23 protein-coding genes are annotated in these 25,594 nt (G+C 64.5%); 10 read left to right on the forward strand and 13 right to left on the reverse strand.

The features are described from left to right. Window positions 1-15 precede the first annotated feature (15 nt). The 10 genes from ACV17W_RS06705 (at window position 16) to ACV17W_RS06750 (ending at window position 9,826) form a co-directional block, all read left to right on the forward strand. Window positions 16-1,467 (forward strand): bifunctional 2-methylcitrate dehydratase/aconitate hydratase, encoded by a 1,452-nt coding sequence (locus tag ACV17W_RS06705; RefSeq protein WP_462595645.1) that lies wholly within the window; start codon window positions 16-18, stop codon window positions 1,465-1,467. 168 nt (window positions 1,468-1,635) lie between these two features. Beyond that, complete coding sequence (locus ACV17W_RS06710; protein ID WP_462595646.1) at window positions 1,636-2,058, forward strand: CopD family protein; 423 nt, start codon at window positions 1,636-1,638, stop codon at window positions 2,056-2,058. A gap of 30 nt (window positions 2,059-2,088) precedes the next feature. Then, window positions 2,089-3,603: a THUMP domain-containing class I SAM-dependent RNA methyltransferase gene (locus ACV17W_RS06715; protein WP_462595647.1), complete on the forward strand. Its 1,515-nt coding sequence runs from the start codon at window positions 2,089-2,091 to the stop codon at window positions 3,601-3,603. A gap of 172 nt (window positions 3,604-3,775) precedes the next feature. Then, window positions 3,776-3,961: a hypothetical protein gene (locus ACV17W_RS06720; RefSeq protein ID WP_462595648.1), complete on the forward strand. Its 186-nt coding sequence runs from the start codon at window positions 3,776-3,778 to the stop codon at window positions 3,959-3,961. Between the two features lie 125 nt (window positions 3,962-4,086). Next, the gene (locus ACV17W_RS06725) at window positions 4,087-4,596 is read left to right on the forward strand and encodes an RDD family protein (protein ID WP_462595649.1); all 510 of its coding nucleotides are present in this window, start codon (window positions 4,087-4,089) and stop codon (window positions 4,594-4,596) included. A gap of 149 nt (window positions 4,597-4,745) precedes the next feature. Continuing rightward, window positions 4,746-5,618 carry a UDP-2,3-diacylglucosamine diphosphatase gene (locus tag ACV17W_RS06730; RefSeq protein ID WP_462596489.1) on the forward strand — a complete coding sequence of 291 codons (873 nt, stop codon included), beginning with the start codon at window positions 4,746-4,748 and terminating at the stop codon, window positions 5,616-5,618. Between the two features lie 138 nt (window positions 5,619-5,756). Continuing rightward, window positions 5,757-7,421: an acyl-CoA synthetase gene (locus ACV17W_RS06735; protein ID WP_462595651.1), complete on the forward strand. Its 1,665-nt coding sequence runs from the start codon at window positions 5,757-5,759 to the stop codon at window positions 7,419-7,421. A gap of 21 nt (window positions 7,422-7,442) precedes the next feature. Continuing rightward, on the forward strand, window positions 7,443-7,964 hold the full coding sequence (locus tag ACV17W_RS06740) for a gamma carbonic anhydrase family protein (RefSeq protein WP_462595652.1): 522 nt from the start codon (window positions 7,443-7,445) through the stop codon (window positions 7,962-7,964). Between the two features lie 37 nt (window positions 7,965-8,001). Further along, a complete protein-coding gene (gene hslO / locus ACV17W_RS06745) occupies window positions 8,002-8,919 on the forward strand; it encodes an Hsp33 family molecular chaperone HslO (RefSeq protein WP_462595653.1) in 918 nt (305 codons plus the stop codon). Between the two features lie 160 nt (window positions 8,920-9,079). Continuing rightward, window positions 9,080-9,826 (forward strand): TadE/TadG family type IV pilus assembly protein, encoded by a 747-nt coding sequence (locus tag ACV17W_RS06750; RefSeq protein WP_462595655.1) that lies wholly within the window; start codon window positions 9,080-9,082, stop codon window positions 9,824-9,826. Between the two features lie 104 nt (window positions 9,827-9,930). Here ACV17W_RS06750 and ftsB read toward each other — a convergent pair whose 3' ends face one another. From ftsB to ACV17W_RS06815, 13 genes are all read right to left on the reverse strand, one after another. Next, window positions 9,931-10,260 carry a cell division protein FtsB gene (gene ftsB / locus ACV17W_RS06755; RefSeq protein ID WP_462595656.1) on the reverse strand — a complete coding sequence of 110 codons (330 nt, stop codon included), beginning with the start codon at window positions 10,258-10,260 and terminating at the stop codon, window positions 9,931-9,933. 64 nt (window positions 10,261-10,324) lie between these two features. Further along, window positions 10,325-11,611 (reverse strand): phosphopyruvate hydratase, encoded by a 1,287-nt coding sequence (eno, locus tag ACV17W_RS06760; RefSeq protein WP_462595657.1) that lies wholly within the window; start codon window positions 11,609-11,611, stop codon window positions 10,325-10,327. Between the two features lie 51 nt (window positions 11,612-11,662). Then, a complete protein-coding gene (gene kdsA, locus ACV17W_RS06765; protein WP_462595658.1) occupies window positions 11,663-12,517 on the reverse strand; it encodes a 3-deoxy-8-phosphooctulonate synthase in 855 nt (284 codons plus the stop codon). Next, complete coding sequence (locus ACV17W_RS06770; RefSeq protein WP_462595659.1) at window positions 12,518-14,164, reverse strand: CTP synthase; 1,647 nt, start codon at window positions 14,162-14,164, stop codon at window positions 12,518-12,520. It lies immediately after the preceding gene. Between the two features lie 220 nt (window positions 14,165-14,384). Beyond that, window positions 14,385-16,181 (reverse strand): aminopeptidase P family protein, encoded by a 1,797-nt coding sequence (locus ACV17W_RS06775; protein WP_462595660.1) that lies wholly within the window; start codon window positions 16,179-16,181, stop codon window positions 14,385-14,387. A gap of 8 nt (window positions 16,182-16,189) precedes the next feature. Next, window positions 16,190-17,008: a M55 family metallopeptidase gene (locus ACV17W_RS06780; protein WP_462595661.1), complete on the reverse strand. Its 819-nt coding sequence runs from the start codon at window positions 17,006-17,008 to the stop codon at window positions 16,190-16,192. Window positions 17,009-17,034: 26 nt separating this feature from the next. Further along, on the reverse strand, window positions 17,035-18,114 hold the full coding sequence (locus ACV17W_RS06785; RefSeq protein ID WP_462595662.1) for a DmpA family aminopeptidase: 1,080 nt from the start codon (window positions 18,112-18,114) through the stop codon (window positions 17,035-17,037). A gap of 9 nt (window positions 18,115-18,123) precedes the next feature. Next, entirely contained in the window at window positions 18,124-19,008 is an 885-nt protein-coding gene (gene gsiD / locus ACV17W_RS06790; RefSeq protein ID WP_462595663.1) for a glutathione ABC transporter permease GsiD, read from the reverse strand. 7 nt (window positions 19,009-19,015) lie between these two features. Beyond that, complete coding sequence (gene gsiC / locus ACV17W_RS06795; protein WP_462595664.1) at window positions 19,016-19,936, reverse strand: glutathione ABC transporter permease GsiC; 921 nt, start codon at window positions 19,934-19,936, stop codon at window positions 19,016-19,018. Window positions 19,937-20,013: 77 nt separating this feature from the next. Continuing rightward, complete coding sequence (gene gsiB, locus ACV17W_RS06800) at window positions 20,014-21,576, reverse strand: glutathione ABC transporter substrate-binding protein GsiB (RefSeq protein WP_462595665.1); 1,563 nt, start codon at window positions 21,574-21,576, stop codon at window positions 20,014-20,016. Between the two features lie 34 nt (window positions 21,577-21,610). Next, window positions 21,611-23,500, reverse strand: a complete 1,890-nt coding sequence (locus ACV17W_RS06805) for a dipeptide ABC transporter ATP-binding protein (RefSeq protein WP_462595666.1) — start codon at window positions 23,498-23,500, stop codon at window positions 21,611-21,613. 36 nt (window positions 23,501-23,536) lie between these two features. Then, complete coding sequence (locus ACV17W_RS06810; protein WP_462595668.1) at window positions 23,537-24,517, reverse strand: isoaspartyl peptidase/L-asparaginase family protein; 981 nt, start codon at window positions 24,515-24,517, stop codon at window positions 23,537-23,539. Then, window positions 24,514-25,395, reverse strand: a complete 882-nt coding sequence (locus tag ACV17W_RS06815) for a MurR/RpiR family transcriptional regulator (protein ID WP_462595669.1) — start codon at window positions 25,393-25,395, stop codon at window positions 24,514-24,516. Before ACV17W_RS06815 ends, ACV17W_RS06810 begins: the two co-directional genes overlap by 4 nt. Window positions 25,396-25,594: the final 199 nt, after the last annotated feature.

The raw sequence follows: 25,594 nt of genomic DNA on the forward strand, positions 1-25,594 counted from the left end.
TTCCAGGAGACCATCATGTCCGCCGCCGCCACGAACCGTCGCCCCGACCCGGATCCCGTACTGGCCGATATGGCCGACTACGTACTGAATTACGAAGTCACCAGCGAGCTCGCGTACGAGACCGCACGCAGTTGCCTCATCGACACGCTAGGCTGCGGGCTCGAGGCACTGACCTACCCGGCCTGCCGAAAGCTGCTCGGCCCCATCGTGCCGGGCACGATCGTCCCGAATGGCGCCAAGGTGCCCGGCACGCAGTTCCAGCTGGACCCGGTGCAGGCCGCTTTCAATATAGGCACCATGATCCGCTGGCTGGACTTCAACGACACCTGGCTGGCCGCCGAATGGGGTCACCCGTCTGACAATCTGGGCGGCATCCTGGCGACGGCGGACTGGCTGTCGCGCACCGCCGTCGCCGCGGGACAGGCGCCGATCACCATGCGGACGGTGCTGACCGCCATGATCAAGGCGCACGAAATTCAGGGCTGCATTGCGCTCGAGAATTCGTTCAACAAGGTAGGGCTCGACCACGTCGTGCTGGTCAAGGTGGCCTCGACCGCCGTAGTGGCACAAATGCTGGGGCTCAACCGCGACGAAATCATCAACGCAGTATCGCTCGCGTGGGTAGACGGCCAAAGTCTGCGCACGTACCGGCATGCGCCCAACACTGGCAGCCGCAAGAGCTGGGCGGCTGGCGACGCCACCAGCCGCGCCGTGCGGCTGGCCCTCATTGCACGCACCGGCGAAATGGGATATCCATCGGCGCTCAGCGCCAAGACGTGGGGCTTCTATGACGTGTTGTTCAAGGGCCGCCCCTTCGAGTTCCAGCGCCCCTACGGCAGCTACGTGATGGAAAACATATTGTTCAAGGTTTCATACCCGGCGGAATTCCATGCGCAGACCGCCGTGGAATGCGCCATGGACATTCATGCCCGGCTCAAGGCAGCCGGCAAGTCGGCCGACGATATCAAGCGTATCGTCATACGCACGCACGAAGCCTGCATACGCATCATCGACAAGCAGGGCCCGTTGAATAACCCGGCCGACCGCGACCACTGCATTCAATACATGGTGGCGGTACCGGTGCTGTTCGGCCGCCTCACGGCCGCCGACTACGAGGACGACGTGGCGCGGGATCCGCGCATCGACGCGCTGCGCGCCAGAATCGTGTGCGTGGAAGATCCGGTGTTCACGCGCGATTATCACGACCCCGACAAGCGCTCGATCGCGAATGCGCTGACGGTGGAGCTGCAGGACGGCACCCGGTTGGACGAAGTGGTGTGCGAGTACCCGATTGGGCACAAAAGGCGTCGCCAGGCCGGAATCCCCTTGCTGGAGGACAAATTCCGCACCAACCTCGCCCGTATTTTTCCGCCGCGACAACAGGAGCGGATCCTCGCGGCTTCGCTGGAGCTGCACACGCTGGACGCCATGCCCGTGCATGCATACGTGGATGAATATGTCATCTGAACGCGCGGTGTCCGATGGGAGGGCGCGCGCCGACAGGACGGACGCCTTGGGCGGCGGGCGATGCGTAGGTGAAGGAATTCGGGCGGCGACGGTTCGGGAATGCGCGCTGCGCGCCGGCATAGTTGACTACAATGCGCACATCATTTCGTTGTATCGGACGCCGCCACCATGCTTTGGATAAAGGCTTTTCATATTGTCTTCATCACATCCTGGTTCGCGGGGCTGTTTTATCTGCCACGCCTGTTCGTGAACATGGCGCAGCAGCCCGACCCGGCCGTGCAATCCTGCCTGATCGGCATGGCGCGCCGCCTGTACCGCTTTACCACCCTGCTGGCCATTGTTGCCGTCGCGCTGGGGCTCTGGCTGTATGTAGGCTATGGCATCGGCATGGGGCCCGGTAACGGCTGGATGCATGCCAAGCTGTTTTTTGTGCTGCTCATCATCGGCTACCATCATGGCTGCGGCGTGATGCTGCGCAAGTTTGAACAAGGGCGCAACGCGCGCTCGCACCGGTTTTACCGCTGGTTCAACGAAATTCCTGTCTTGTTGCTGGTGGCGGTGGTGCTGCTGGTCGTGCTCAAGCCCTTCTGACCCCCTGCCCGGCCACAGGCCTGGATCCGTATGTCCTCTGATGACCAAGACCGCCGCAAAACCCTGACGGTCAAGAAAACGGCGCGTGATGCCCATGCCGCCGGTGTACGCGACGGCAAGCGCACGCGCAGCGGCGCACGCGCCCGCTCGGCCGCCCAAATGGAAATTGCCAAGGAAAAGGCGGTGCGCGTCGCGTCGCCCCCGGCGCCGCCGCCTGCCGACGATCACCGTCCGGCCCGGCAAGCGCACCGCCGCGATGCCCCTGCACGTGGCGCACGCACCGAACAGTTCGAGCATGTGTCCGCGCCACCCTCCCGGCGCGGCGACGAATTTCGCGCGTCGCAGCCCGATGTGCGCCGCCGCATGCCGCGCGCCCCGCGCGAGGCCGAGGTTTTTCATGTATTTGCACCCTGCCCCCAGGGGCTGGAAGAAGCCCTGACGGCTGAAATGCAGGCGCTGGGTTTCTCGGATGCGCGGGCGGGACGGGCGGGCTGCCATTTCAGCGCCGACTGGTCGGGCGTGCAGCGAGCCAATTTGTATACGCGCCTGGCCACGCGCATCCTCGTGCAGGTGGCCCATGCGGAAATCTCGCACGAGGACGACATTCTCGATCTGGCGCGCAGCGTGCCCTGGGAACGCTGGTTCGGCGCGGAGCAGACCCTCCGGGTGGATACTTCGGCCATCAAGAGCCCGGTGCAGAGCCTGCACTATTGCAATCTGCGGGCCAAAGACGGCATCTGCGACCGCCTGCGCGACCTCGAGGGCGAACGGCCCAGCATCGATACCGTGCGGCCCGATGCGCGCGTGCACCTGTTCCTGACCGGACACACAGCCACGCTCTATCTGGACACGTCAGGCGAATCGCTCTTCAAGCGCGGATGGCGGCTCGACAAGGGTGAGGCGCCGCTGCGCGAAAACCTGGCCGCCGGCATGCTGGCGCTGGCCGGGTGGGACCCGGCCGCTGCGTTACTCGACCCGTTTTGCGGAAGCGGCACCATCCTGATCGAGGCGGCCTGGATTGCGTTGGGCGTGCCCGCTGGCATTTCCCGCCCCTTCGGATTCGAACGCCTGCGCGGACACGATCCACGGCACTGGCAGGACCTGAAAGAGGATGCCCGCGCGCACATCCTGCCGGGGCTTGAGGCGCCGCTGGTCGGCTACGACCTCGATCCGATGGCCATCGAGTACGCGCGCAACAACGCTGAACGCGCCTGGCTGACCTCCGAAACCATTCGATTCGAGGTGGGCGACGCGCGTTCGGTGCCTCCGCCTGCCAGTACCGGCTGGATCGTCACCAATCCGCCGTACGGCGAACGTCTGCCGGCCGACGAAACCGACCTCTGGCGCGCGTGGTCGTCGCACTTGAAGCGGGCCTACGCCGGGTGGCAGGTGCACGCGATTTCCAGCGACCGCGACCTTCCCCAGCGCCTGCGGTTGAAGCCGCTGCGGCGCGTTCCACTTTTCAACGGGGCGCTCGATTGCCGGCTTTTCGGGTTCGAACTGGTGGCGTCGAGTTACCGCGAGCGGCCTGAAGGCACGTTGTAAACGCACCACAAACAGGGCCGAGCCCGGCTCTGTCAAACCACGAAGCGCCAATTCGGCGCATGATTAGCACCAATACTGAGCGCGGCGCACCAGGCACTTGCATTTATTCAGGGTTAACCCTAAAATTCGGGTTAACCCGTAGCAGTTCTAATCAAGCAAGCCTGGAACCACCGTGATCAACCCCAATTCCATTCGCCTGACCGACGAACTCGAGCGTCAGCTGATGTTGCAAGCCATCGAAGAACAATTCCGTCCCCGCCCCATGCGCGCCCTGGCGTCCGGCGTTCGCAAACTGGCGTCGGGCCTCAAATCGTTGCTGGCGCGCGAAGACGCCAAGGCTGCGCACTCGGCCGCCTGAAGCCCCGCGCGCCACGTACTGTTTTCCCCTTGGGGGCTGCTACAGCCCCTTTTAAGACCCGCCTTGATAAAGGTGGGTTTTTTTTTAGCCAGACGCGATTTCCGGATGCGGGATAATACGCCCCCATGACCGACGCTCCCACTTTTACCACCCCCAGCAGGCTGCGCCGTTTCGCCTGCATGATGTATGAAGCCGTACTGCTGTTCGCCGTGGTTTTCCTGGCCGGCTACCTGTTTGACACGCTGACCCAGAGCAAACACGCATTGATGCTGCGCCACGCGCGCCAGGCCTGGCTTTTCGTGGCCATAGGTGCGTACTTCATATTGTGCTGGCGCCGCAATGGCCAGACGCTGCCAATGAAAACCTGGAATATCCGGCTGGTCGACCGCGACGGCCGCCCGCCCTCGGTGCCGCGACTGATCGCACGCTATATCCTCGCCTGGCCGCTGGTGCTGGCAGGAGCGGGGGTCGTCTCTGCGGCGTCAGCCGCCACGCAATGGGCGTCCGTAGACATGTTCATCGTGGCGGCGCCCTTCGCCATCTTCTTATGGTCGTGGTTCGATCCTGAGGGCCAGTTCCTGCACGATCGGCTGCTGGGCACGCGCCTGCGCGACGCCCCGCGCCGGAAAACCTGAAGCGGCGCGGTCCGGTCTTCGGTTCCATTCGAGGGGCCGTTTCGGGTGCCTGCTTCCTGGGGGTGACAAATGGTCGCCCCCGCAGCTGTCACAACGTCGTCATCGAGACGTCATGCGGCGGTCACGGCGGGATGTTCACATCCCACTTCATGACCCCTAGCCGCAACGATGCCGCCGTGACCGACCTACGCCCCACCCATTGGCGCACGCTCTGGATATCCGACCTGCATCTGGGCACCGCCGGATGCAAGGCCGATTTCCTGCTGGATTTCCTGGACCACAACGAATCCGACACGCTGTACCTGGTGGGCGACATCGTCGATGGATGGCAGCTGCGCAAGCACTGGCATTGGCCTCGCGCCCACAATGATGTGGTTCAGCGCATCCTGCGCAAGGCGCGCAACGGCACCCGGGTGGTGTTCGTACCCGGCAATCACGACGAATTCGCACGCGAGTTCATCGGGTACGCCTTTGGCGACATCGAGATTCTGGATGAAGACGTGCACGTGACGGCCCGTGGCGTGCGGCTGCTCGTCCTGCACGGCGACCAGTTCGACGGGGTCATCCAGCACAGCAAGTGGCTGGCCCGGATGGGCGACACGCTTTATCAGACGGCGCTGTGGGTGAACCACCATTTCAACCGGGCGCGCCATCGCATGGGGCTGCACTACTGGTCGCTTTCCCAGTATTTGAAGCACAAGGTGAAGAACGCCGTGGCCTTTATTACCGACTTCGAAGAGGCCCTGGCGGGCGAAGCGCGCCGTCGCGGCCTGGACGGCGTGGTGTGCGGTCACATTCACAAGCCGGAATTGCGCGAAGTCGGAGGCATTCTGTATTGCAACGACGGCGATTGGGTGGAAAGTCTTTCCGCGCTTGCCGAATCGCACGACGGTGATCTGGAACTGCTGGACTGGAGCGTGCAGCACATCCGGCGTGAGGCGACCGCCGCCAACCGTGCCCGCCGCCCCCTGTCACTGCCCGCCCTGCCGTCGGCACTCAGCCGCCAGAACAGGCACCCGTGATAACCCTTATACGTCCCCGTTAGCGGCACGGGAATGTTGCAGTTCGCGGCCCTCTAGGTCATGCTTGCACTTGGGGCATCCCGGCCCCAGGCGGTCTTCCCCGTGGGCATTCCGCCGGCGCGCTAACAACATAGGGCCATGAACGACCAATATCACGCGCTCTACCAAACATTCCGCTGGCTGGTGCCGTCCCAATTCAATATTGCCGACGCGTGCTGCCACCGCTGGGCCGCCAACAGTGCCGACGCCCGTCGCATTGCCATCTACTACGAAGACGAGGCCGGCAACCGCGAAGTGTGGACCTACGCCCGGTTGTCCGAAGCGGCCAACCAGCTCGCCAATGGCTTGGTGAAAATGGGCGTCGAACGCGGAGACCGGGTAGGTGTGGTTTTGGGGCAACGCCCGGAAACCGCGGTGGCTCATATGGCCATCTACAGCGTGGGCGCCGTGGTGGTACCCCTTTCGCCGCTGTTTGGCCCCGAAGCCCTGGAAACGCGTCTGCGCGACTCGGAGGCCCGCGTCGCCATCGTCGACTACGCGTCCAGCGCGAATCTGCTGGCGATCAGCGATAACTGCCCCGCCCTGCACCAGGTAATAGGTATAGGTTTCGCCGACGAGCGCGTGCTGCCCTGGCGCAGCCTGCTGGCCAGGCAACCGGGCGAGTTCCGCGCCGTGCCCACGCGCTCATCCGAACCCGCGATTCTGCTGTACACCTCGGGAACCACGGGCGCGCCCAAGGGAGCCCTGCTGCCGCACAGCGTGCTCATAGGCAACCTGCCAGGCTTCGTGGCCTCGCAAGACTGGTTTCCCAAGCCCAATGACGTGTTCTGGTCGCCGGCCGACTGGGCCTGGACCGGCGGCATGATGGATGCGCTGCTTCCCACTCTGTATTTCGGCCATCCGATCGTGGGCACCCGGGCGCGCTTCACGCCCGAGCGTGCCTTCGAACTGATGGAACGCTACCAGGTCACGAATACCTTCCTGTTCCCTACGGCGCTGAAGATGATGATGAAGGCCGTGCCCGAGCCGGCCAGCCACTATCGGCTTGCGCTGCGTTCGATCATGAGCGCGGGCGAAAGTGTGGGCGAAACCGTGTTCCACTGGTGCAAGACCGCTTTGGGCATCACGCCCAACGAGATGTTCGGCCAGACCGAAATGAATTACCTGGTGGGCAACAGCCACCAGCGATGGCCGGCCAAGCCGGGCAGCATGGGACGGCCCTACCCGGGGCATCAGGTCGCCGTCATCGACGATGACGGCAAGCCAGTGGCCCCGGGAGAGATTGGCGAAGTGGCGCTGAACCGCTATGACATCCATGGCTTTCCCGACCCCATCCTTTTCCTGGGATACTGGCGGAATGAGGCCGCAACCGAGGCCAAGTTCACGGGCGATTGGTGCCGCACGGGCGATCTGGCCAGCGTCGATGCCGATGGCTACCTGTGGTATGCCGGCCGCGCCGACGATGTCTTCAAGTCCGCCGGGTACCGGATCGGCCCCGGCGAGATCGAAAACTGCCTGCTCGGGCATGATGCCGTAGCGAATGTAGCGGTCGTGCCCAAGCCCGATGCCGAGCGCGGAGCCCTGGTCAAGGCCTACGTGGTGCTCACGCCCGAATACCTGGATCACGACCCGGCGCAGTTGATCCAGGCTCTGCAAGACCACGTGCGCGACAGGCTCGCCCCGTATGAATACCCGAAAGAGATCGAGTTCATTGCAGAACTGCCCATGACCACCACCGGTAAAATCCAGCGTCGAGTGCTGCGCCAGCGTGAAGAAGCGCGCGCCGCCGGCGTTCACGCCTGACCTACCCCCTGAGACTGCCGTATGCCCATTTACCAGCTCGACGATCACACGCCAGTCATCGACCCCAGCGTCTACGTCGCCGACAGCGCCGACGTCATCGGCAACGTGACGCTGCAGGCCGGCGTCAGCATCTGGTCCCATGTTGCGATTCGTGGCGATAATGCACCCATCGTCATTCAACGTGGCACCAACATTCAGGAATCCAGCGTTCTGCACGTCGATGAAGGCTGCGCCATGGACATCGGGCCCATGGTCACGGTCGGGCATCAGGCCATGCTGCATGGCTGCACCATCCTTGAAGGCGCGCTGATCGGCATGCAGGCTATCGTGTTGAACAATGCGGTAGTGGGGCGGAACTGCCTTGTGGGCGCGGGCGCCATCATTCCCGAAGGTCGCGTCATCCCCGACAATTCGCTGGTGATCGGCGTGGGCAAGGTGGTACGCGAGCTCAGTGCAGAAGAAATTGCCGGCATGCACGAAAACACCCGCCACTATGAGGTCCGGGCGCGTCATTACAAGCAGGTGCTCAAGCGGGTGGGCTGAAGGCGACGCCAATCTTGCGATCGGCTAAGATTCCCTTATGACCGATCAACTCAAGAAATATCTGTTCGAAGACCGCACGGTGCGGGTTCAGGCGGTGCGCCTGAGCGAAACCTGGAAACACGCACAGGAACACCAGCAACATCCTGCCGCGTTGCAACGATTACTGGGTGAACTGATGGCGGCCGCCGCATTGCTGGCGGCAAACATCAAGTTCGAGGGCTCGCTGGTGCTGCAGATGCAAGGTACGGGGCCCATCGCGCTGCTGGTAGTCGAATGCCAGTCGGATCTCAGCCTGCGCGCGACCGTGAAGGTGCGCGAGGGGCAGGAGGTGCCTCCCGACGGCGATCTGCAGAGCCTGCTCAACGCCGATGGCCAGGGCCGCTTCATCGTGGTGCTCGACCCCCGGCGCAAGGTGCCTGGCCAGCAGACCTACCAGGGCATCGTCCCGCTGGAAGGCGACACTGTCGCCCAGGTGCTGCAGCATTACATGAAAGCGTCCGAGCAACTGGACACACGCCTGTGGCTGCAGGCCACGGGCGAGCACGCAGGTGGCTTGCTGGTGCAACGCCTGCCCGATCACGGCGGCACGGCGCGGGGCGACGCCTCGGCAGACACCATGACGCGGGCCGTGATGCTGGCCGACACCATCAAGCCTGACGAACTCGCGCTGACCGACACCGACACGTTGATCCACCGGCTGTACTGGGAAGAGACGCTGGTCGCTTTCGAGCCGGCCGACGTGCGCTGGCACTGCAGTTGTACGCGCGAGCGCGTGGCCGGCATGTTGCGCACGCTGGGCGAAACCGAAGTCCAGGAGATTCTGGCTGACGAGGGCAAGGTACGCGTCACCTGCGATTTCTGCGGCAAACCCTACGAGTTCGACCGCGTCGACTGCTCGGGATTGTTCGCACCAGCGCGGCCCATGCCGGAGCAGGACCCGCCTACGGTTCACTGACGGCGTGCCGCCCTTGCCTCTGCTCGTGTCGTCGGGCAGGCGCCCAGGGCCGGCAATGATGGCCGCTTCCGGCGGCGTACCAACAGCCGGCCCAGTGTCGCGGCGCGACGCTGACCAATCGGCCCTGCCGTAATTCCCACAATCGACGAAGCCTTGCGCCATGGGCACACTGCCCGCCATGGCCCACTCTCTCGCACTTGCCCGTCGCCCGCGCATTACCGTGCGCAATCGATCCAACCTGGGCACTGCGCTGGTCGAATTCGGCCTTGCGGCTGCGCCCCTGCTGCTGATGGGCATGCTTGCCGTCGAAGCCGGACACTGGCACCTGGCTCGCCAGCGAGCCTATGTAGCCTTGCTGGAAGCGGCGCGCGCCGCAGCAACGCAGCACGGCCACCCCACGGTCATTGCGCAGACGTACGCCAGGCATGCACCCGAAATGCAGCCGGCGGTCCAGGAGCCGCGCGCAGCGCCGAATGGCGCCCACGCCCCGCCAGCCTGGCGGATCGAGGTATTGCAGCCAGCTGTGGCGGCCATCCGCGACCACGCGCGAACCGGCCTCGCGGTAGCGGGCGCGGCCGGCCGATCTGTTGCCAGCAATGACTATCAAGCTGAATACCATGCCGCGCACGGCGGCGCGCCGGGGCGCACGATCTTCGACGCCAACACCCTGCACTTGCGCCTGAGCCAGCCCATCCGGCCGTTGTCGCCGCTGACGCGCGCGGTGCTGAGGCAGGCGGCTACGGCGGCCGGCCCATGCTCGAAACATGCCCTCGCCCAGGGCTGGCTGGTGCTGCAGCTGGAACTGCGCATCGAGATGCAGTCGCATCCGGTGGACTGGCAGGCGCCTCCCGCACTACACCCCAGAGTGACGTATGGATCCTGGGACTGCGCCCGCCACGGGCCTTGAAGGCCGCGCGCCACGGAACTGGCGAGGCCCGTCAGGGTGAGAATAGATCGGAGAATTTGAGCGCTTGGGACCAAGCGCCGGCTCGCGCCCGCCTGTCAGCAGGCTCAGCGGCGTGGTGGCGTGGGCTTGCCGGGGGGCGGCGCGGGCTGCGGCACCGGGCTGCCCGGGGGCAGGATCTGCACAAAGACCTCGCCCTCGCGCATCATGCCCAATTCACTGCGCGCGCGCTCTTCGATGGCGCCCACACCCGTGGCCAGGTCGCGAACTTCGGCTTCGAGGGCCGCGTTCCGCGCCCGCAGGCCTTCGTTGACGTCGTGTTGGGCGGCCACCTGCCCCTGCAGGTCCCAGACCTTGAACCAGCCACCCTTGCCCAGCCACAGCGGATACTGGATGAGGCCAACCAAGACCAGCAGCACCAGGAACAGCAGGCGCATAAATGGACACCCTCAACGATTGCGGCGAGCCGCAAGGACCAGGCGCGTGTCGCGCCCGGGCGGATCAACGCAGGTTGTAGAACGCCTCGAGGCCGGGGTAGGACGCGACTTCGGCAAGTTCTTCTTCGATGCGCAACAGCTGATTGTATTTGGCCATGCGGTCGGAACGCGACAGCGAACCGGTCTTGATCTGCATGGCGTTGGTCGCGACGGCGATGTCGGCGATGGTGGAATCTTCGGTTTCGCCCGAGCGGTGCGAGACCACGGCGGTATAGCCAGCCCGCTTGGCCATTTCGATCGCCGCGAAGGTCTCGGTCAGGGTGCCGATCTGATTGATCTTGATCAGGATGGAATTGGCCACCCCTTTCTGGATGCCTTCTTTCAGAATGCGGGTGTTGGTAACGAACAGGTCGTCACCCACCAACTGCACCTTCTTGCCGAGCTGGTCGGTGAGCAACTTCCAACCTTCCCAGTCATTTTCGGCCATGCCGTCTTCGATGCTGATGATCGGATACTTGTCGCACCAGGTAGCCAGCAGGTTGGCGAACTCTTGCGAAGACAGCGACAGGCCGCCTTCGCCCGCCAGCGTGTACTTGCCATCGCGGTAGAACTCGGAACTGGCGCAATCCAGGCCCAGGGCGATCTGCGAACCGGGCTCGTAGCCGGCCACGGTAATGGCCTTAAGAATGAGCTGGATGGCCGCCTCGTGGTTGGGAACGTTGGGCGCGAACCCGCCCTCGTCGCCCACGGCGGTGGACATACCCTGGTCGTGGATGAGCTTCTTCAAAGCATGGAAGACTTCGGCGCCCCAACGCAGGGCCTCACGGAAGCTGGTGGCACCCACCGGCAGGATCATGAGTTCCTGCAGGTCGAGGGTGTTGTTGGCATGCGCGCCGCCGTTGATGACGTTCATCATGGGCACCGGCATGCTCATCGGCCCGCTGCCGCCGAAATATCGGTACAGCGACAGCCCGGATTCGTCGGCGGCTGCACGCGCCACGGCCATGCTGGCGGCGAGCAGTGCGTTGGCGCCCAGGCGCTCTTTGGATTCGGTGCCGTCGAGTTCGATCAGCGTGCGGTCGACAAAGGTCTGTTCCTGGGCGTCGAGGCCCATCAGGGCTTCGGAGATCTCGGTGTTGAGGTTCTCGACGGCACGCAGCACGCCCTTGCCCAGATAGCGCGACTTGTCGCCATCGCGCAGTTCGATGGCTTCGCGCTGGCCGGTGGAAGCCCCCGAAGGTACGGCGGCGCGGCCCATGGCGCCGGATTCCAGCAACACGTCGCACTCGACGGTAGGGTTACCGCGCGAGTCGAGGATTTCGCGGCCAATGATGTCGACGATTGCACTCATGATTTCTTAGATTCCCTGAACGATAAACAAATTCGTGGCGGCGGCATCGACTCAGTTGAACTGGTTTTCGATGAAGCCGTTGCGTTTGGTGACGCGATCGAGTTCGACGAGCGATTCGAGCAGCGCAGGCATCAGGTCCAGCGGCACGGCGTTGGGGCCGTCGGACAGTGCGCAGGCTGGATTGGGGTGGGTTTCCATGAACAGGCCCGCCACACCGACCGCCACCGCCGCGCGCGCCAGCACTGGTACGAATTCGCGCTGCCCGCCGGAAGAGGTGCCTTGCCCGCCCGGCAGCTGCACGGAGTGGGTGGCATCGAACACGACGGGGCAACCGGTTTCCCGCATGATAGCCAGCGAGCGCATGTCGGACACTAAGTTGTTGTATCCGAAAGAAGCGCCTCGCTCGCACACCAGAATGTTACTGCCGTCGCCGCCGGCCTCGATGGCGGCGTCGCGTGCCTTCTGGGCGACCTGCACCATGTCGTGGGGGGCCAGGAACTGCCCTTTCTTGATATTGACGGGCTTGAGCGTCGCCGCACAAGCTCGGATGAAGTCGGTCTGACGGCACAGAAAGGCCGGCGTCTGCAGCATGTCGACGACCGAGGCCACTGCCGCGACCTGCTCGATATCGTGGACATCGGTGAGCACCGGCACATTCAGCTGGGCGCGCACATCGGCAAGGATTTGCAGGCCCTGGTCGATACCGGGCCCCCGGAACGACTTGCCCGAACTGCGGTTGGCCTTGTCGAAGGAACTCTTGTAGATGAACGGAATGCCCAGCCGGGACGTGATTTCCTGCAAACGGCCCGCGGTTTCGAAGGCCAGCTCGCGCGATTCAATGACGCACGGACCCGCAATCAGGAAAAACGGATGGTCGAGGCCGATATCGAAGCCGCAGGCTTTCATTCAGGCCTCCTTGCGGCCTTGATACGCCACGGCCGCCTCGATGAAGCTGGAAAACAGCGGGTGGCCATCGCGCGGCGTGGAAGTGAATTCGGGGTGGAATTGCACGCCCACGAACCAGGGATGGTTGGGAAGTTCCATCATTTCAGGCAGGTTCTCGGTGGGCGTGCGCGCGCTGATGATCATGCCCGATTCTTCCAGGCGCGGCACATACACGTTGTTGACTTCGTAGCGGTGCCGATGCCGTTCGTTCACGCTGTCGCCATAGATCGCCTGCGCACGGGTACCCGGCTTGATGGGGCAACGCTGTGCGCCCTTGCGCATGGTGCCGCCCAGGTCGGAATTGGCGTCGCGCCTTTCGACCTTGCCTTCGCGGTCCATCCATTCGGAAATGAGCGCCACCACCGGATGAGGGGCGGACGGATCGAATTCGGTGCTGTTGGCCCCACCCAGCCCCGCGACGTGGCGGGCGAACTCGATGACGGCCAACTGCATGCCCAGGCAGATGCCCAGGTACGGCACGCCATTTTCACGCGCGTAGCGAATGGCCGCAATCTTGCCTTCGGTGCCGCGCTTGCCGAACCCGCCAGGCACCAGGATGGCGTCGAGATGCTTGAGCTGGTCGGTGCCGCGTGTCTCGATGTCTTCGGAATCGATGTATTCGATGTTGATCTTCGAGCGCGTATGGATGCCGGCGTGCACCAGGGCTTCGGACAGCGACTTGTACGATTCGGTCAGGTCGACGTATTTGCCCACCATGCCGATGGTGAGCTGATGGTCGGGATGCTCGAGCGCCTCGACGAGGTTGTCCCACATGGACAGGTCGGCTGGAGGCGGGGTCAGGCCCAGGGCTTCGCAGACGATGTTGTCGACGCCCTGCTTGTGCAGCATGGCCGGAATCTTGTAGATGGAGTCGGCATCCCAGACCGAGATGACGGCATCCAGCGGGACGTTGGAGAACATCGAGATCTTGGCGCGCTCGTCATCGGGGATGGGCCGATCGGCACGGCACAGCAGCAGGTTCGGGTAGATGCCGATTTCGCGCAGCTTCTGCACCGAGTGCTGGGTAGGCTTGGTCTTGAGCTCGCCGGCCGAGGCGATGAAGGGCACCAGCGTGAGGTGCACGAAGGCGGCGTTGTTGCGGCCCATGCGCAGGCTCATCTGGCGGGCGGCCTCGAGGAACGGCAGGGATTCGATGTCGCCGACGGTGCCGCCGATTTCAACGATGGCCACATCGGTGGCGCCGTTCCAGGCGGCTTCGGCGCCGCGGGCGATGAAGTCCTGGATTTCGTTGGTGATATGCGGAATGACCTGGACAGTCTTGCCCAGGTAGTCGCCGCGGCGCTCTTTGCGCAGCACCGACTCGTAGATCTGGCCGGTGGTGAAGTTGTTCACCTTGTGCATCTTGGCCGAGATGAAGCGCTCGTAGTGGCCCAGATCGAGGTCGGTTTCGGCGCCGTCTTCCGTGACGAACACCTCGCCGTGCTGGAACGGGCTCATGGTGCCGGGATCGACGTTGATATAGGGGTCGAGCTTGAGCAGCGTGACTTGCAGACCGCGCGATTCGAGGATCGCGGCGAGAGACGCGGCGGCGATCCCTTTGCCCAGGGAGGACACCACACCGCCGGTGACAAATACGTATTTGGTCATCGTAATTGGCGCCCGGGACGAGCGGGCGCATGCGGGAAATTTGGATTATAGCCGTCCGTTCGGCCGATCAGGGGTTTTCCCTGATCATGAGCGAGTAACAGTGGGCGACCCGACAACTGGCGCCTTGGAGGCCTAGCGCCCCGCGGGACCCGGCCGCGCTCGGGTGCCGCCACGCCATCCGCCCCCGGTCCGCAGGGATCCGCCGCACGGCGGGCGGGTCTCAGCTCGACAGTGGCCGCGTACGGGCCTGTAGCCAGTCGAGCGCCCTGCCCTGCACCAGCGGCGCCACGCGCTCGCGCACGGTGCGGTGGTAGTCGTCCAGCCAGGCGATTTCGTCAGGCCGCAACAACGACGCATCGATACACCGGGTATCGATCGGGCAGAGCGTCAAGGTCTCGAAGCACAGGAATTCGCCCATGTCGTTCTGGAGCCAGCTGCGGTTTACCACCAGATTCTCGATGCGCACCCCCCACTTTCCCGGGCGGTAGATGCCGGGCTCGTTGGAAGTGATCATGCCAGGCTCCATGCCGGTGTGCGGCCCGGGCGCGGCCCGGTAAGAGATGACCTGGGGCCCTTCGTGGACATTCAGGAAGTAACCGACGCCGTGGCCCGTGCCGTGGCCGTACTCGGCGCCGCCTTGCCAGATCGGGGCGCGCGCGATCGCGTCCAGCATGGGCGACGGCGTGCCACGCGGGAAGGCGGCCCGCGACAGGGCGATCATGCCCTTGAGCACCAGCGTGAAATCGACCTTCTGGTCGGCACTGGGCTGTCCGACCGCCACGACCCGCGTGATGTCGGTCGTGCCGCCCAGGTACTGCCCGCCCGAATCGATGAGCAGCAGCCCATCGCCCTGGATCACCGCATGGGATTCAGCCGTGGCGCGGTAATGGGGCATGGCGCCATTGGCGTTGAAGCCGGCAATGGTCGCGAAGCTGGGGCAGACGTAGCCCGGGCGGCGGGCCCGGGCGGCGGTGATCTGCTCGTCGATGGTGAGTTCGGTAATGACCTCCTGCCCCAGCGTGTCTTCGAACCAGGCGAAAAACTCGCACAGCGCCGCGCCATCATGCTCCATGGCCTGCCGCACGTGGGCCAGCTCTGCGTCGGACTTGCACGACTTGAACAGCGTGGTAGGATTGATAGCCTCGACGCGCGGTATTGCAGGATCCATGGCATGGAACACCCCGCACGTGACCCGCGCCGGATCAATGAGCAATGTCTGGTCGAGCTGCAACGAGCCCAGCGCCTCGGCGGCCAATGCATAGGGCGCTACGTCGATGCCGTCGGCGGCCAGCAAGGCGCGCAGGGCCGCACCGACCTTGCCGTCGGCCACGAACAGCGTGGCGTGATCCATGCCGACCAGCGCATGCGCCAGGAACACCGGGTTGTACGACACGTCGGCGCCGCGCAGGTTGAACAGCCAGGCGATGTCGTCCAGCGTGGACAGCAGGTGCACGTGGGCGCCGTGGGCCCGCATGGATGCGCGTACCTGCGCCAGCTTGTCGGCGCGGCTGACGCAGGCGTACGGAGGCTCGTGGCCATACACGTGCGCGTCGGGCAAGCCGGGCCGGTCGGCCCATATATCGGCGAGCAGGTCCGCCTGGATGTCCAGGACGACGCCCACGGGCGTCAGCGCGGCGGACAAGGCCCTGAACGCCGCCAGGCCCAGCACGTTGCCATCGACCCCAACGCGCTGGCCTCGCGCCAGGCGCGTGGCCAGCCAATCGACATGGCCCGGCGTGCCTGGCGCCGCAATTTTCATGAGCTGCATGCAGGTACCCGCCAGCTGGGCCTCGGCCTGCACCCAGTAGCGGCTGTCGACCCAGAGTCCGGCGAAATCGTCGGTGACCACCACGGTGCCGACCGAGCCGGTGAAGCCGCTGAGCCACTGGCGGCCCTGCCAGCGGGCGGGCAGGTATTCGGAAAGATGCGGATCGGCCGAGGGAATGATGCAGGCGTCCAGACCGCGGCGGCGCATGGCCTGCCGCAACTGGGCGACTCGGGTATCGGTGCGGGACATGACGTTCCTTAGCGCAGCATGGACGACATGGCCGACAGGCTGTTGAGCGTGCGGATGGCGGCCTGCATGCTGTCAACGGAAAAGCGCAGGGTGACGCCATCCACGCGCTCGAGCGTGGGCCACATGCAGAACAGGTCGGCCAGCGCCGGACCCTGGGTCTGCAACCGGCATTCTATAGGCGGGGCGATGCGCAGGGGAACGACCTGCGCCGCGTCTCGCACCGCGGCCTCGACCGCCGCGCCGATTGCCGCGCGCGCGGCCGCGGGCGACAGGCTGGCGCCGCTACCCTGTCCGTGCGCGATTTTGGTCTGCACCCAGCGCGCTTGTGGAAACAGCGAACGGGTTTCGTCGATGAACACGTCATCGCCGCTGCCCATGATGACGGGCACGCCGAGTTCCCCAGCCAGCGCGCCGTACAGCCCGGCTTCGCCCATCTCGGTGCCGTTGATGAAAACACGGGCGAAGGCAAAGCTGTTGATTGTGTGCGCCAGCACCCCGCGCGCCTGAGACCGTGCGTGATACCCGATCAGGCAGACCGCATCGCAGGCTTCTTCCAGCCCCCCCATCATGCCCAGGTAGCGCGGCTTGCCCAGCACCATCCGCGCACGGGGGTCGAGCAGGTCCGGCAGCAGGTTTCGAAACCCGCCATGCGAATCATTGACCAGGACCTCGGTCGCGCCCCCTGCATATGCCCCCTCGACAGCCGCATTCGCCTCGCCCGTCATCCAGGCCCGCGCACGTTCGTACTCACCATTGCCGGGGCGCGTCTGCTCGGCATGGAACACGCCGGCCACGCCTTCGATGTCGGTTGAAACCAGGATTTTCATGGGATGCTCGACCTTGCCGCAGGGGCTCAGAGTTCAGTGCGCGCCAGCCAGTCGCGCCAAAGGGGCGCCGCCTCTTGAATGCACACGCGACGATGACCATCGCGACCGGCCACCGACTTGGCGTGCCACAGGGCCGCCACGATAGCCTGCTCGCAGGCCTCGGCCGCCGCCTCGAACAGCGGATCGATGCGCGTCTCGTGCAGCATGGCCACCTCGGGCATGCCGCGCTCGGCCAGGTGGGGAACGGTGTAGGCCGTGGAGAAAGCCAGCGCAATATCGCCGCTGCCGTGCCCGAACACCGATCCGGTACGCGCCAGTCCGGCACCCGCACGCAAGGCGAGGCGGCGCAGTTGCCGCGCATCGAGCGGGGCGTCAGTCGCCAGCAGCAGAATGATGGACCCTTGTTCGGGCCGCGTGGATTCCACGGCCATGGCTTGATCCTGGTGGCGCGCCAGTTCACGCCCGAAGGGCCGTCCAGCCACAGTCAACGCGGGCAGCCGGCCAAAGTTGGCCAGCACCAGTGCGCCCACGGTGTGGCGCAACCCGGGTTGAATGTCGGCGATGCGCGAGGCCGAGCCGATGCCGCCTTTCAGCGAGAACGACGACATCCCGCGCCCAGCCCCCACCGAGCCTTGCTCGAAGCGGGCATCCGCAGCGTCCAGGGCCTGAATGTAGTGCGCCTCTTGCACGGCAAGCGCCTGGATATCGTTCAGGTAGCCGTCATTGCACTCGAAAACCAATGGGTTGACTGTAGGCCACTCGCGGCCGATCTCGGGATTGGCCGCAATGGCCTGGCGGATCTGCGCATTGGCCACCGTGCCCACGGCAAAGGTATTGCTGAGCGCAATCGGCGTTTCCAGTACACCCAGTTCGCGCACCTGCACCAGGCCCACGCTTTTGCCGAAGCCATTGAGCACGGCCGCCGCGGCCGGCACTTTGTCGCGATACACATCGCCCGGGTGCGGGCGCACCACCGTGACGCCGGTCTGCAATGCGCCGTCCGCCAATGTGCAATGGCCAACAGTCACGCCGCGCACGTCGCTGATGGCGTCCCGCGGGCCAGCCGGCAGGCCGCCGACGCGGGGAATCGTCAATGAGGTATTCATCGGGTCGGGCTACAGGCGATCGATTTTGGGATCCAGCGCGTCGCGCAAGGCGTCGCCCAACAGGTTGAACGCCAGCACCGTGAAGAAAATCGCAAGGCTGGGGAATAGCGCCACGTGAGGCGCGTTCACCATGTCGGCGCGCGCCTCGTTCAGCATGGCTCCCCATTCAGGGGTGGGAGGCTGCGCCCCCATGCCCAGAAACGAAAGGCTGGCTGCCGTGATGATGGAAGTGCCCACGCGCATCGTGAAGTACACCACGATGGAAGAAATGGTGCCTGGCAGTATGTGCCGCAACAGTATGGTCCAGTCGGAAGCGCCGATGCTCTTGGTCGCTTCGATATAGGTCAGATTCTTCAGGGCCAGCGTGTTGCCGCGCACCAGGCGGGCGAAGGCGGGCACGCTGAACACCGACACCGCCACGACCACGTTGGTCATGCTGCTGCCCAGGATGGCCACGACGCCCAGGGCGAGCAATATGCCCGGGAACGCGAACAGCACGTCCGAGATCCGCATGGTGATGCGATCCCACCAGCCCTCGTAGTAGCCGGCCAGCAGGCCCAGGGCGGTACCGATCAGGCCACCCAGCAGCACCGAGAGGAAGCCGGCCGCGAGCGAGATGCGGGCGCCCATCAGAATGCGGCTGAAGATGTCGCGCCCCAGAGGATCGACACCGAACCAGTGGGCCGCGGACGGCCCGGTGTTGATCATGTCGTAGTCGAAATAATTCTCGGCGTCGTACGGACTGATCCAGGGTGCCAGCACGGCGATCAGCACCAACAGCATCACGAAGGCGAGCGCGGCTACGCCCACGTGCTGCTTGCGGAATTTGCGCCAGAATTCGCTCCAGGGCGTGCGTACGTTGGTGCCGATATTCACGGCGGTCGTCTGCGTCATGGCCGCCTCACTTGTAGCGTATGGTGGGGTTGATATAGCCGTAGAGCATGTCCACGACCAGATTGATCACGATGAATTCGAGCGAGAACAACAGCACCAGCGCCTGAATCACTGGGTAGTCGCGCATATTCACGGAATCCACCAGCAGCCTGCCCAGGCCCGGCCAGTTGAAAACCGCCTCGACCACAATCGAGCCGCCCAGCAGAAAGCCGAACTGCAGGCCCATCATGGTGACCACCGGAATGAGCGCGTTGCGCAGGCAATGCTTGATGATGACGACACGTTCACGCAGGCCTTTGGCGCGCGCCGTGCGCACGAAATCTTCCTGTATGACCTCGACGAACGAGGCCCGAGTGAAGCGCGCCATCACGGCGGCGACCGCCGCGCCCAGCGTGATGGAAGGCAGAATGTAATGTTGCCAGGTGCTGGCGCCCACCGTGGGCAGCCAGCCGAGATTCACCGAGAAAACCTGCATCAGCAGCATCCCGAGCGCGAAGGCAGGAAAGGAGATGCCGGAAACCGCCAGCGTCATGCCCAGCCGATCGGGCCACCGGTTGCGGTACACCGCCGAAAGAATGCCTATGGTCATGCCGAACAATACCGACCAGACCATGCTGACCAGTGTCAGCATCAAGGTGGGCATGAACCGTTCCGCGATCTCGGTCGACACAGGCCGTCGAGTGCGGATCGAGGTGCCCAGGTCTCCTTGCACGATGTTGGTGAAGAAGCGTACGAACTGCTCGGGCAGCGGCTTGTCGAGCCCCAGTTCGGCCCGCACCAGTTCCACGGTCTCGAGATCGGCATCCTGCCCGGCGGCCAGGCGCGCCGGGTCACCGGGCAGCATGTGCACGAACAGGAACACCAGCACTGCCACGATCAATAGCGTGGGCGCGAGGCCTGCCAGGCGCTTGAGGAAGTAATTGAACATTTTTCAACCTGATCGGCGACGCGCGCGGAACCCCTGCCCCCGCGCGCATCGCCCGTGTTGCGGCCTGCGGCGGCCGCTTACTCGGAAAGCGAGATCTCGCCGGAATTGATATTGCCGTCGGGCATCACGTACACGCCGTCCAGCTTCTTGCTGCGGCCGTACAGCGACTGCTCGGTGACCAGGGCCGCCCACGGCGCATCTTTCCAGATCTGCTCTTGCGCCTCTTTATAGAGCTGCGCCTTTTCCTGGTCGTCTACAGAACGCAGTGCCTTGGCGATATTGCCGTCCACCAGGTCGTTCTTGTAGTAGGCCGTGTTGTTCAACTTCGGCGGAAACGACTCGGATGCCAGCAGCGGCCGCAGAGCCCAGTCGGCCTCGCCGGTCGAGGCGGACCATCCGGCGTAGTACATGCGAACCGGCGCTGTGGCGGGATCCGGCGCGGACTGCACCAACTCAACGCGTTGCCCGACTTCAAGCGCCTGCACCTGGATCTTCACGCCAACCTGGCGAAGTTGCTGCTGCACGAATTGCAGCACCTTCTGGGTCGTGGTGTTGTTATAGCCCCCCCACAGCACCGACTCGAAACCGTCGGGATAACCGGCTTCGGCCAGCAATTCCTTCGCCTTCTTGGGATCGTAGGGCCAGGGGTCCATCTTGTGCGCATAGGTCACGCCCTGCGGCACGATGCCCTGGGCCGGGAACGCATAGCCCGCGAACGCCACCTTGGCCAGCGCCTCGCGGTTGATCGCGTAGTTGATAGCCTGGCGCACTTTGACGTCATCGAAAGGCTTGTGCTGAACGTTGAAACTGATGTAGCGCGTAACAATGGAATCGCCAGTCATCACCTGGAGCTTGTCGCTCTTGCCCAGCTGCGCGGCCTGTTCGTACGGCAGCGTGTAGGCGAAATCGGCTTCACCCGTCTGCAGCATCGCGGCACGCGTGCTGTTTTCGAGCACCGGCTTCCAGGTCACGGAGTCGACCTTCGGGTAACCCTTTTTCCAGTAGCCGTCGAACTTCTTGCCACGCACGTAATCGGTCTGCTTCCAGCCATCGAACACGAACGGACCGGTGCCAACTGGATTGAAGGCAATGTCCTTGCCGTATTTCTCGAGCGCGGCCGGAGAAATGATGGCGGCCGAGGCGTGAGCCAGCGAGTTGATGAAGGGCGCGAACGGCTCCTTCAACGTGATGCGTACGGTATGGGCGTCGACCACGTCGACCTTGTCGATCCGGTTGAACTGGTTGTAGCGCGCCAGGCGGTTGTCACGGTTCAACACGCGATCGAGGTTGGTCTTGACCGCCTCGGCGTTGAAGTCGGTGCCGTCATGGAATTTGACACCCTGGCGCAGCTTGAACGTGTACACCAGCCCGTCGGGCGTGACTTCATAGCTTTCGGCCAGCACGGGTTTGATCTTCAGGTCTTTGTCGAACTCGAACAGGCCTTCATAGAACGACTTCGTGACCGCGGTGGTGAGCGTGGTATTGGTGTTGTAGGGATCCAGCGTCTCCGCCTGCGAACTCAGCGCCAGGACGACATCTTTGGCCGCGAAGGCGGCGCTGCCGCAAGTCAGAGCAGAAAGCGCCAGCAGGCTTGCCGCCAGGGCTTTAGGCCGGAACAGCGCATTGACGGATTTATTCATGAACAGGCTCCTTGGGGGTACAGTCGGCTTGCGTTCAATAGGCGCCGGCAATGCGATGCCGGGCCACAAAATGCCGAGGTGCCACTTGCACCAACGGCTGGACCACCGGTTCGTCGCCGACGGCCCGTATCGGGCTGGGAATTTCATCGGCCAGCAACTCGCGCTTCAAGTGACGGCGTGATGGATCGGCGATGGGCACCGCTGCCATCAGCTTGCGCGTATACGGATGCTGCGGGTTCTCGAAAATGTCGCGTCGCGGACCGATTTCGACGATCTGTCCCAGGTACATCACCGCCACCCGGTGGCTGACGCGTTCGACCACGGCCATGTCGTGAGAAATGAACAGGAACGCCACGCCCAGTTCGCGCTGCAGATCCAGCATCAGGTTGACGATCTGCGCCTGGATTGACACGTCGAGGGCCGACACGGCTTCGTCCGCCACCACAACCTTGGGATTCAAGGCCAACGCGCGGGCGATGGCGATGCGCTGGCGCTGTCCGCCCGAGAACTCATGGGGATAGCGACTGGCATGGTCCGGCGGCAGGCCGACTTTTTCGAGCAGCCAGGCCACACGATCGCGCGCCGCGGCGCCCTTGGCTATGCCGTGCACCAGCAGCGGCTCCATGATGGAAAAACCCACCGTGACGCGGGGGTCCAGCGATGCGTAGGGATCCTGGAAGATGAACTGGATGTTGCGGCGCAGTTGCTGCAACGCGCTGGTGGGCAATTCCCGTATGTTCTGCCCGCCGAATTCGATGGCGCCGCTCTGGCTTTCCACCAGGCGCAGCAGCGATCGGCCCGTGGTGGATTTGCCGCAGCCCGATTCGCCCACCAGCGCCAGTGTTTCGCCGGGATACAGGTCGAAGCTGACCCGCTCGACGGCGTGCACCCGCCGCTTGACGCGGCCGAACAGGCCGCTGGGCACGTTGAATCGGGTGATCAGATCCTTGACGCGCAAAATGGGTTGGGCGTCGCCTTGCACCGTGTCGTGCGCCTGCACCGCAGCGGGAACCTGCTGGTCGTCGACGCGCAGCAATGGAAACTTGGACGGCAGATCGGTGCCCTGCATGGCGCCCAGCCGCGGCACGGCCGACAGCAGCGCGCGCGTGTAGGCATGGCGAGGCGTTTCGAATACCTGGTCGGAGCCGCCCTCTTCGACTTTGTCGCCCCGGTACATGACCAGCACGCGGTCTGCAACTTCCGCCACCACGCCCATGTCGTGAGTGATGAAGATCACCCCCATGTTCATCTCTTCCTGCAACTGGCGGATCAGTTGCAGAATCTGCGCCTGGATGGTGACATCCAGCGCCGTGGTGGGCTCATCGGCGATCAGAAGCTGCGGCTTGCACGACAATGCCATTGCGATCATGACGCGCTGGCGCATGCCGCCGGACAGCTGGTGCGGATAACGGTCGAGCACTTGCCGGGCCTCGGGAATGCGTACCCTTTCGAGCATGCGCAATGCTTCGGCTCGTGCGCTGCCGGCATCCTTGCCCTGGTGCACCCGGATCGACTCGGCGATCTGGTCGCCGGCCGTGAACACCGGATTCAGCGAAGTCATGGGTTCCTGGAAGATCATGGCCACGTCGGCGCCCCGGATCCCGCGCATGGTCGCCCCCGACGCGCGAGCCAGGTCCAGCACCTCGCCGCCCCGCCGGCGCAGCAGCATGCTGCCCTGGGTGATCTTCCCGCCGCCATGCTCGACCAGGCGCATCAGCGCCAGTGAAGTCACCGACTTGCCCGAGCCGGATTCGCCGACGATGGCCAGCGTTTCGCCACGATCGACATGAAATGACAGATTGCGCACTGCTTCGACGGTGCGCTCGGAGGTGGCGAATCGCACGCTCAGCGCATCGACCTGCACCACGCGGTCATCGGGCAGCACGAGGCTGCTTGCGCGCTCAACCATATTGCTTGTTCCCATGCTGGCCGCCAGACAGGCAGCGGATCGGCGCCGCGCTCATCGGTAGATGGCGGCGACAGGGTCGGCACCGACGCGGGCGTAGCCGCGATACATGCCTTCGGTATTGAACGGCAGGACCACGTTGCCCTGCCTGTCGACGGCGATCAGTCCGCCCTTGCCGTCGATGGCGGGCAGCTTGTCGAACACCACGCGGTCGGCGGCCGCCTGTAATGAGGCGCCCGTGTATTCCATTTGCGCGGCCACGTCGTAGGCGGCCACCGCACGGATGAACATTTCACCGGTGCCGGTGGTCGACACGGCACAGCTGCGGTTGCTGGCATAACAGCCCGCTCCGATGATCGGTGCATCGCCCACCCGTCCGACCTGCTTGTTGGTGATGCCGCCCGTGGAAGTTGCAGCGGCAACGTTGCCCTGGGCGTCGAACGCCACGGCGCCGACGGTACCGAGCTTCTTGTCCGCATCCAGCGGATCGGCGGGCGCAGGCTGTCCGCGCGACACCATGGCCTGGCCGTCATGATCGAGCACTGCCGCGTCCGGCGATTCACGCTGCACGCGCAGCAATTGCTCACGTCGCGCGTCGGTCGAGAAATACGCTGGGTCGACCATCTGCAGGCCCTGCGCGCGTGCGTAATCTTCAGCGCCTTCACCCACGAAGAACACGTGCTTGCTGTGCAGCATGACGGCCCGCGCCGCGAGTACCGGGTTGCGCACTCGCGACACATTGGCGATGGCCCCGCAGCGCAGCGTGGCGCCGTCCATGATGGATGCGTCGAGTTCGTGCGTGCCGGCGCTGGTGAATACCGCGCCATGCCCCGCATTGAAAAGTGGGCAGTCTTCAAGCCGCCGCACCGCCTCGGTCACGGCGTCCAGCGCACTGCCGCCGGCCGCCAGCACCGCCTGGCCGGCCAGGAGGATCTCGCGCAATGCCGCCAGATATTCCTGCTCTTTCGCGTGCGACATGGCGGCGCGCGACATGGCGCCCGCGCCCCCGTGAATCGCGATTACGGGTTGGTTCATCTTTTTCCTGCTCCTGCGCCATGGAAAAGCCACGGCATGACGGACTGCGTCACGCCTGCCGCGGCCTGGATTGAGTTCTTGGCCCGATGGGCCACCGCGGCCGACATGCCTTCGATTAGCCCCAGCGCCCCGGTTTCGGAATTTGAAGACAACTGGCGCGACGTATGCGCATACAGCGCAACGGTAGCCACCGGCGCGAGCGGCGACGTCGGCTTGTCGGTCAGCACCAGCACCGGCACGCCAGCCTGCTGGGCGGCCCTGCCCAGCGTCACGGTATCGGCCAGATAGCGCGGGAAGGCGATGGCGATCACGAGGTCGCGTTCGGTCATGCGTGCCAGCTGCCGTGCGGCATGCGACACCCCGCCCGGCCCTGCCAGCGAATCGCAGGACTGCAGATGCATGCACAGGCTGCGCTGCAGCAACCCTGCCAGGAAACCGCTAGCGCCGAAACCGATGATGAAAACGCGATCTGCGCCAAGCACGATGTCGACGGCCCGTTCGCAAGCTGCCGCATCCAGACCCTGCAAGGTCCGCTGGGCATTGCGGATGTCTTCTTCCAGCGTGGCAGCCATGACTTGCACCGCAGTGGCCGAATGCGCCAGCTCGACCCGCAGCTTTTCCACTGGCTCGAGCGCGGCCTCGAAGCCGCGGGCCAGCTCGGCGCGAAACTGGGGGTAACCCGGCAGATCGAGCGCGCGCGCGAAGCGGTTGGCTGTGGCCACCGAAACCCCGACCGCGGCAGCGAATTCGTCAATGGTCATCGTGGCCACGCGGAACTGGTGCGCCAGCACGTATTCCGCCATGCGATGCTGAGTTCGGCTCAGGCGCGGCTGGGCCCGGGCGATGCGGGCGGCAAAGGACGAACTGGTCTGGGTCATTGATACAACTGCAGGGAAGCCGAGCCGGGCGGATTATGTAAATTGGTTTACATATTTATTGTAGAAAAGAAAATTAGCTTTCATACCCAGGGATAACCCTCGCTGCGCGCCTCCCGGAACGGGCCGGATATCAAGCACTTTGGGCAAGACGACCTGAAGTCAGGAAGCTTCACGGCTTGCGGGTTTGGCTCGGCTTATC

Source organism: Bordetella sp. MIP270_01_BMS (genome assembly GCF_054958705.1).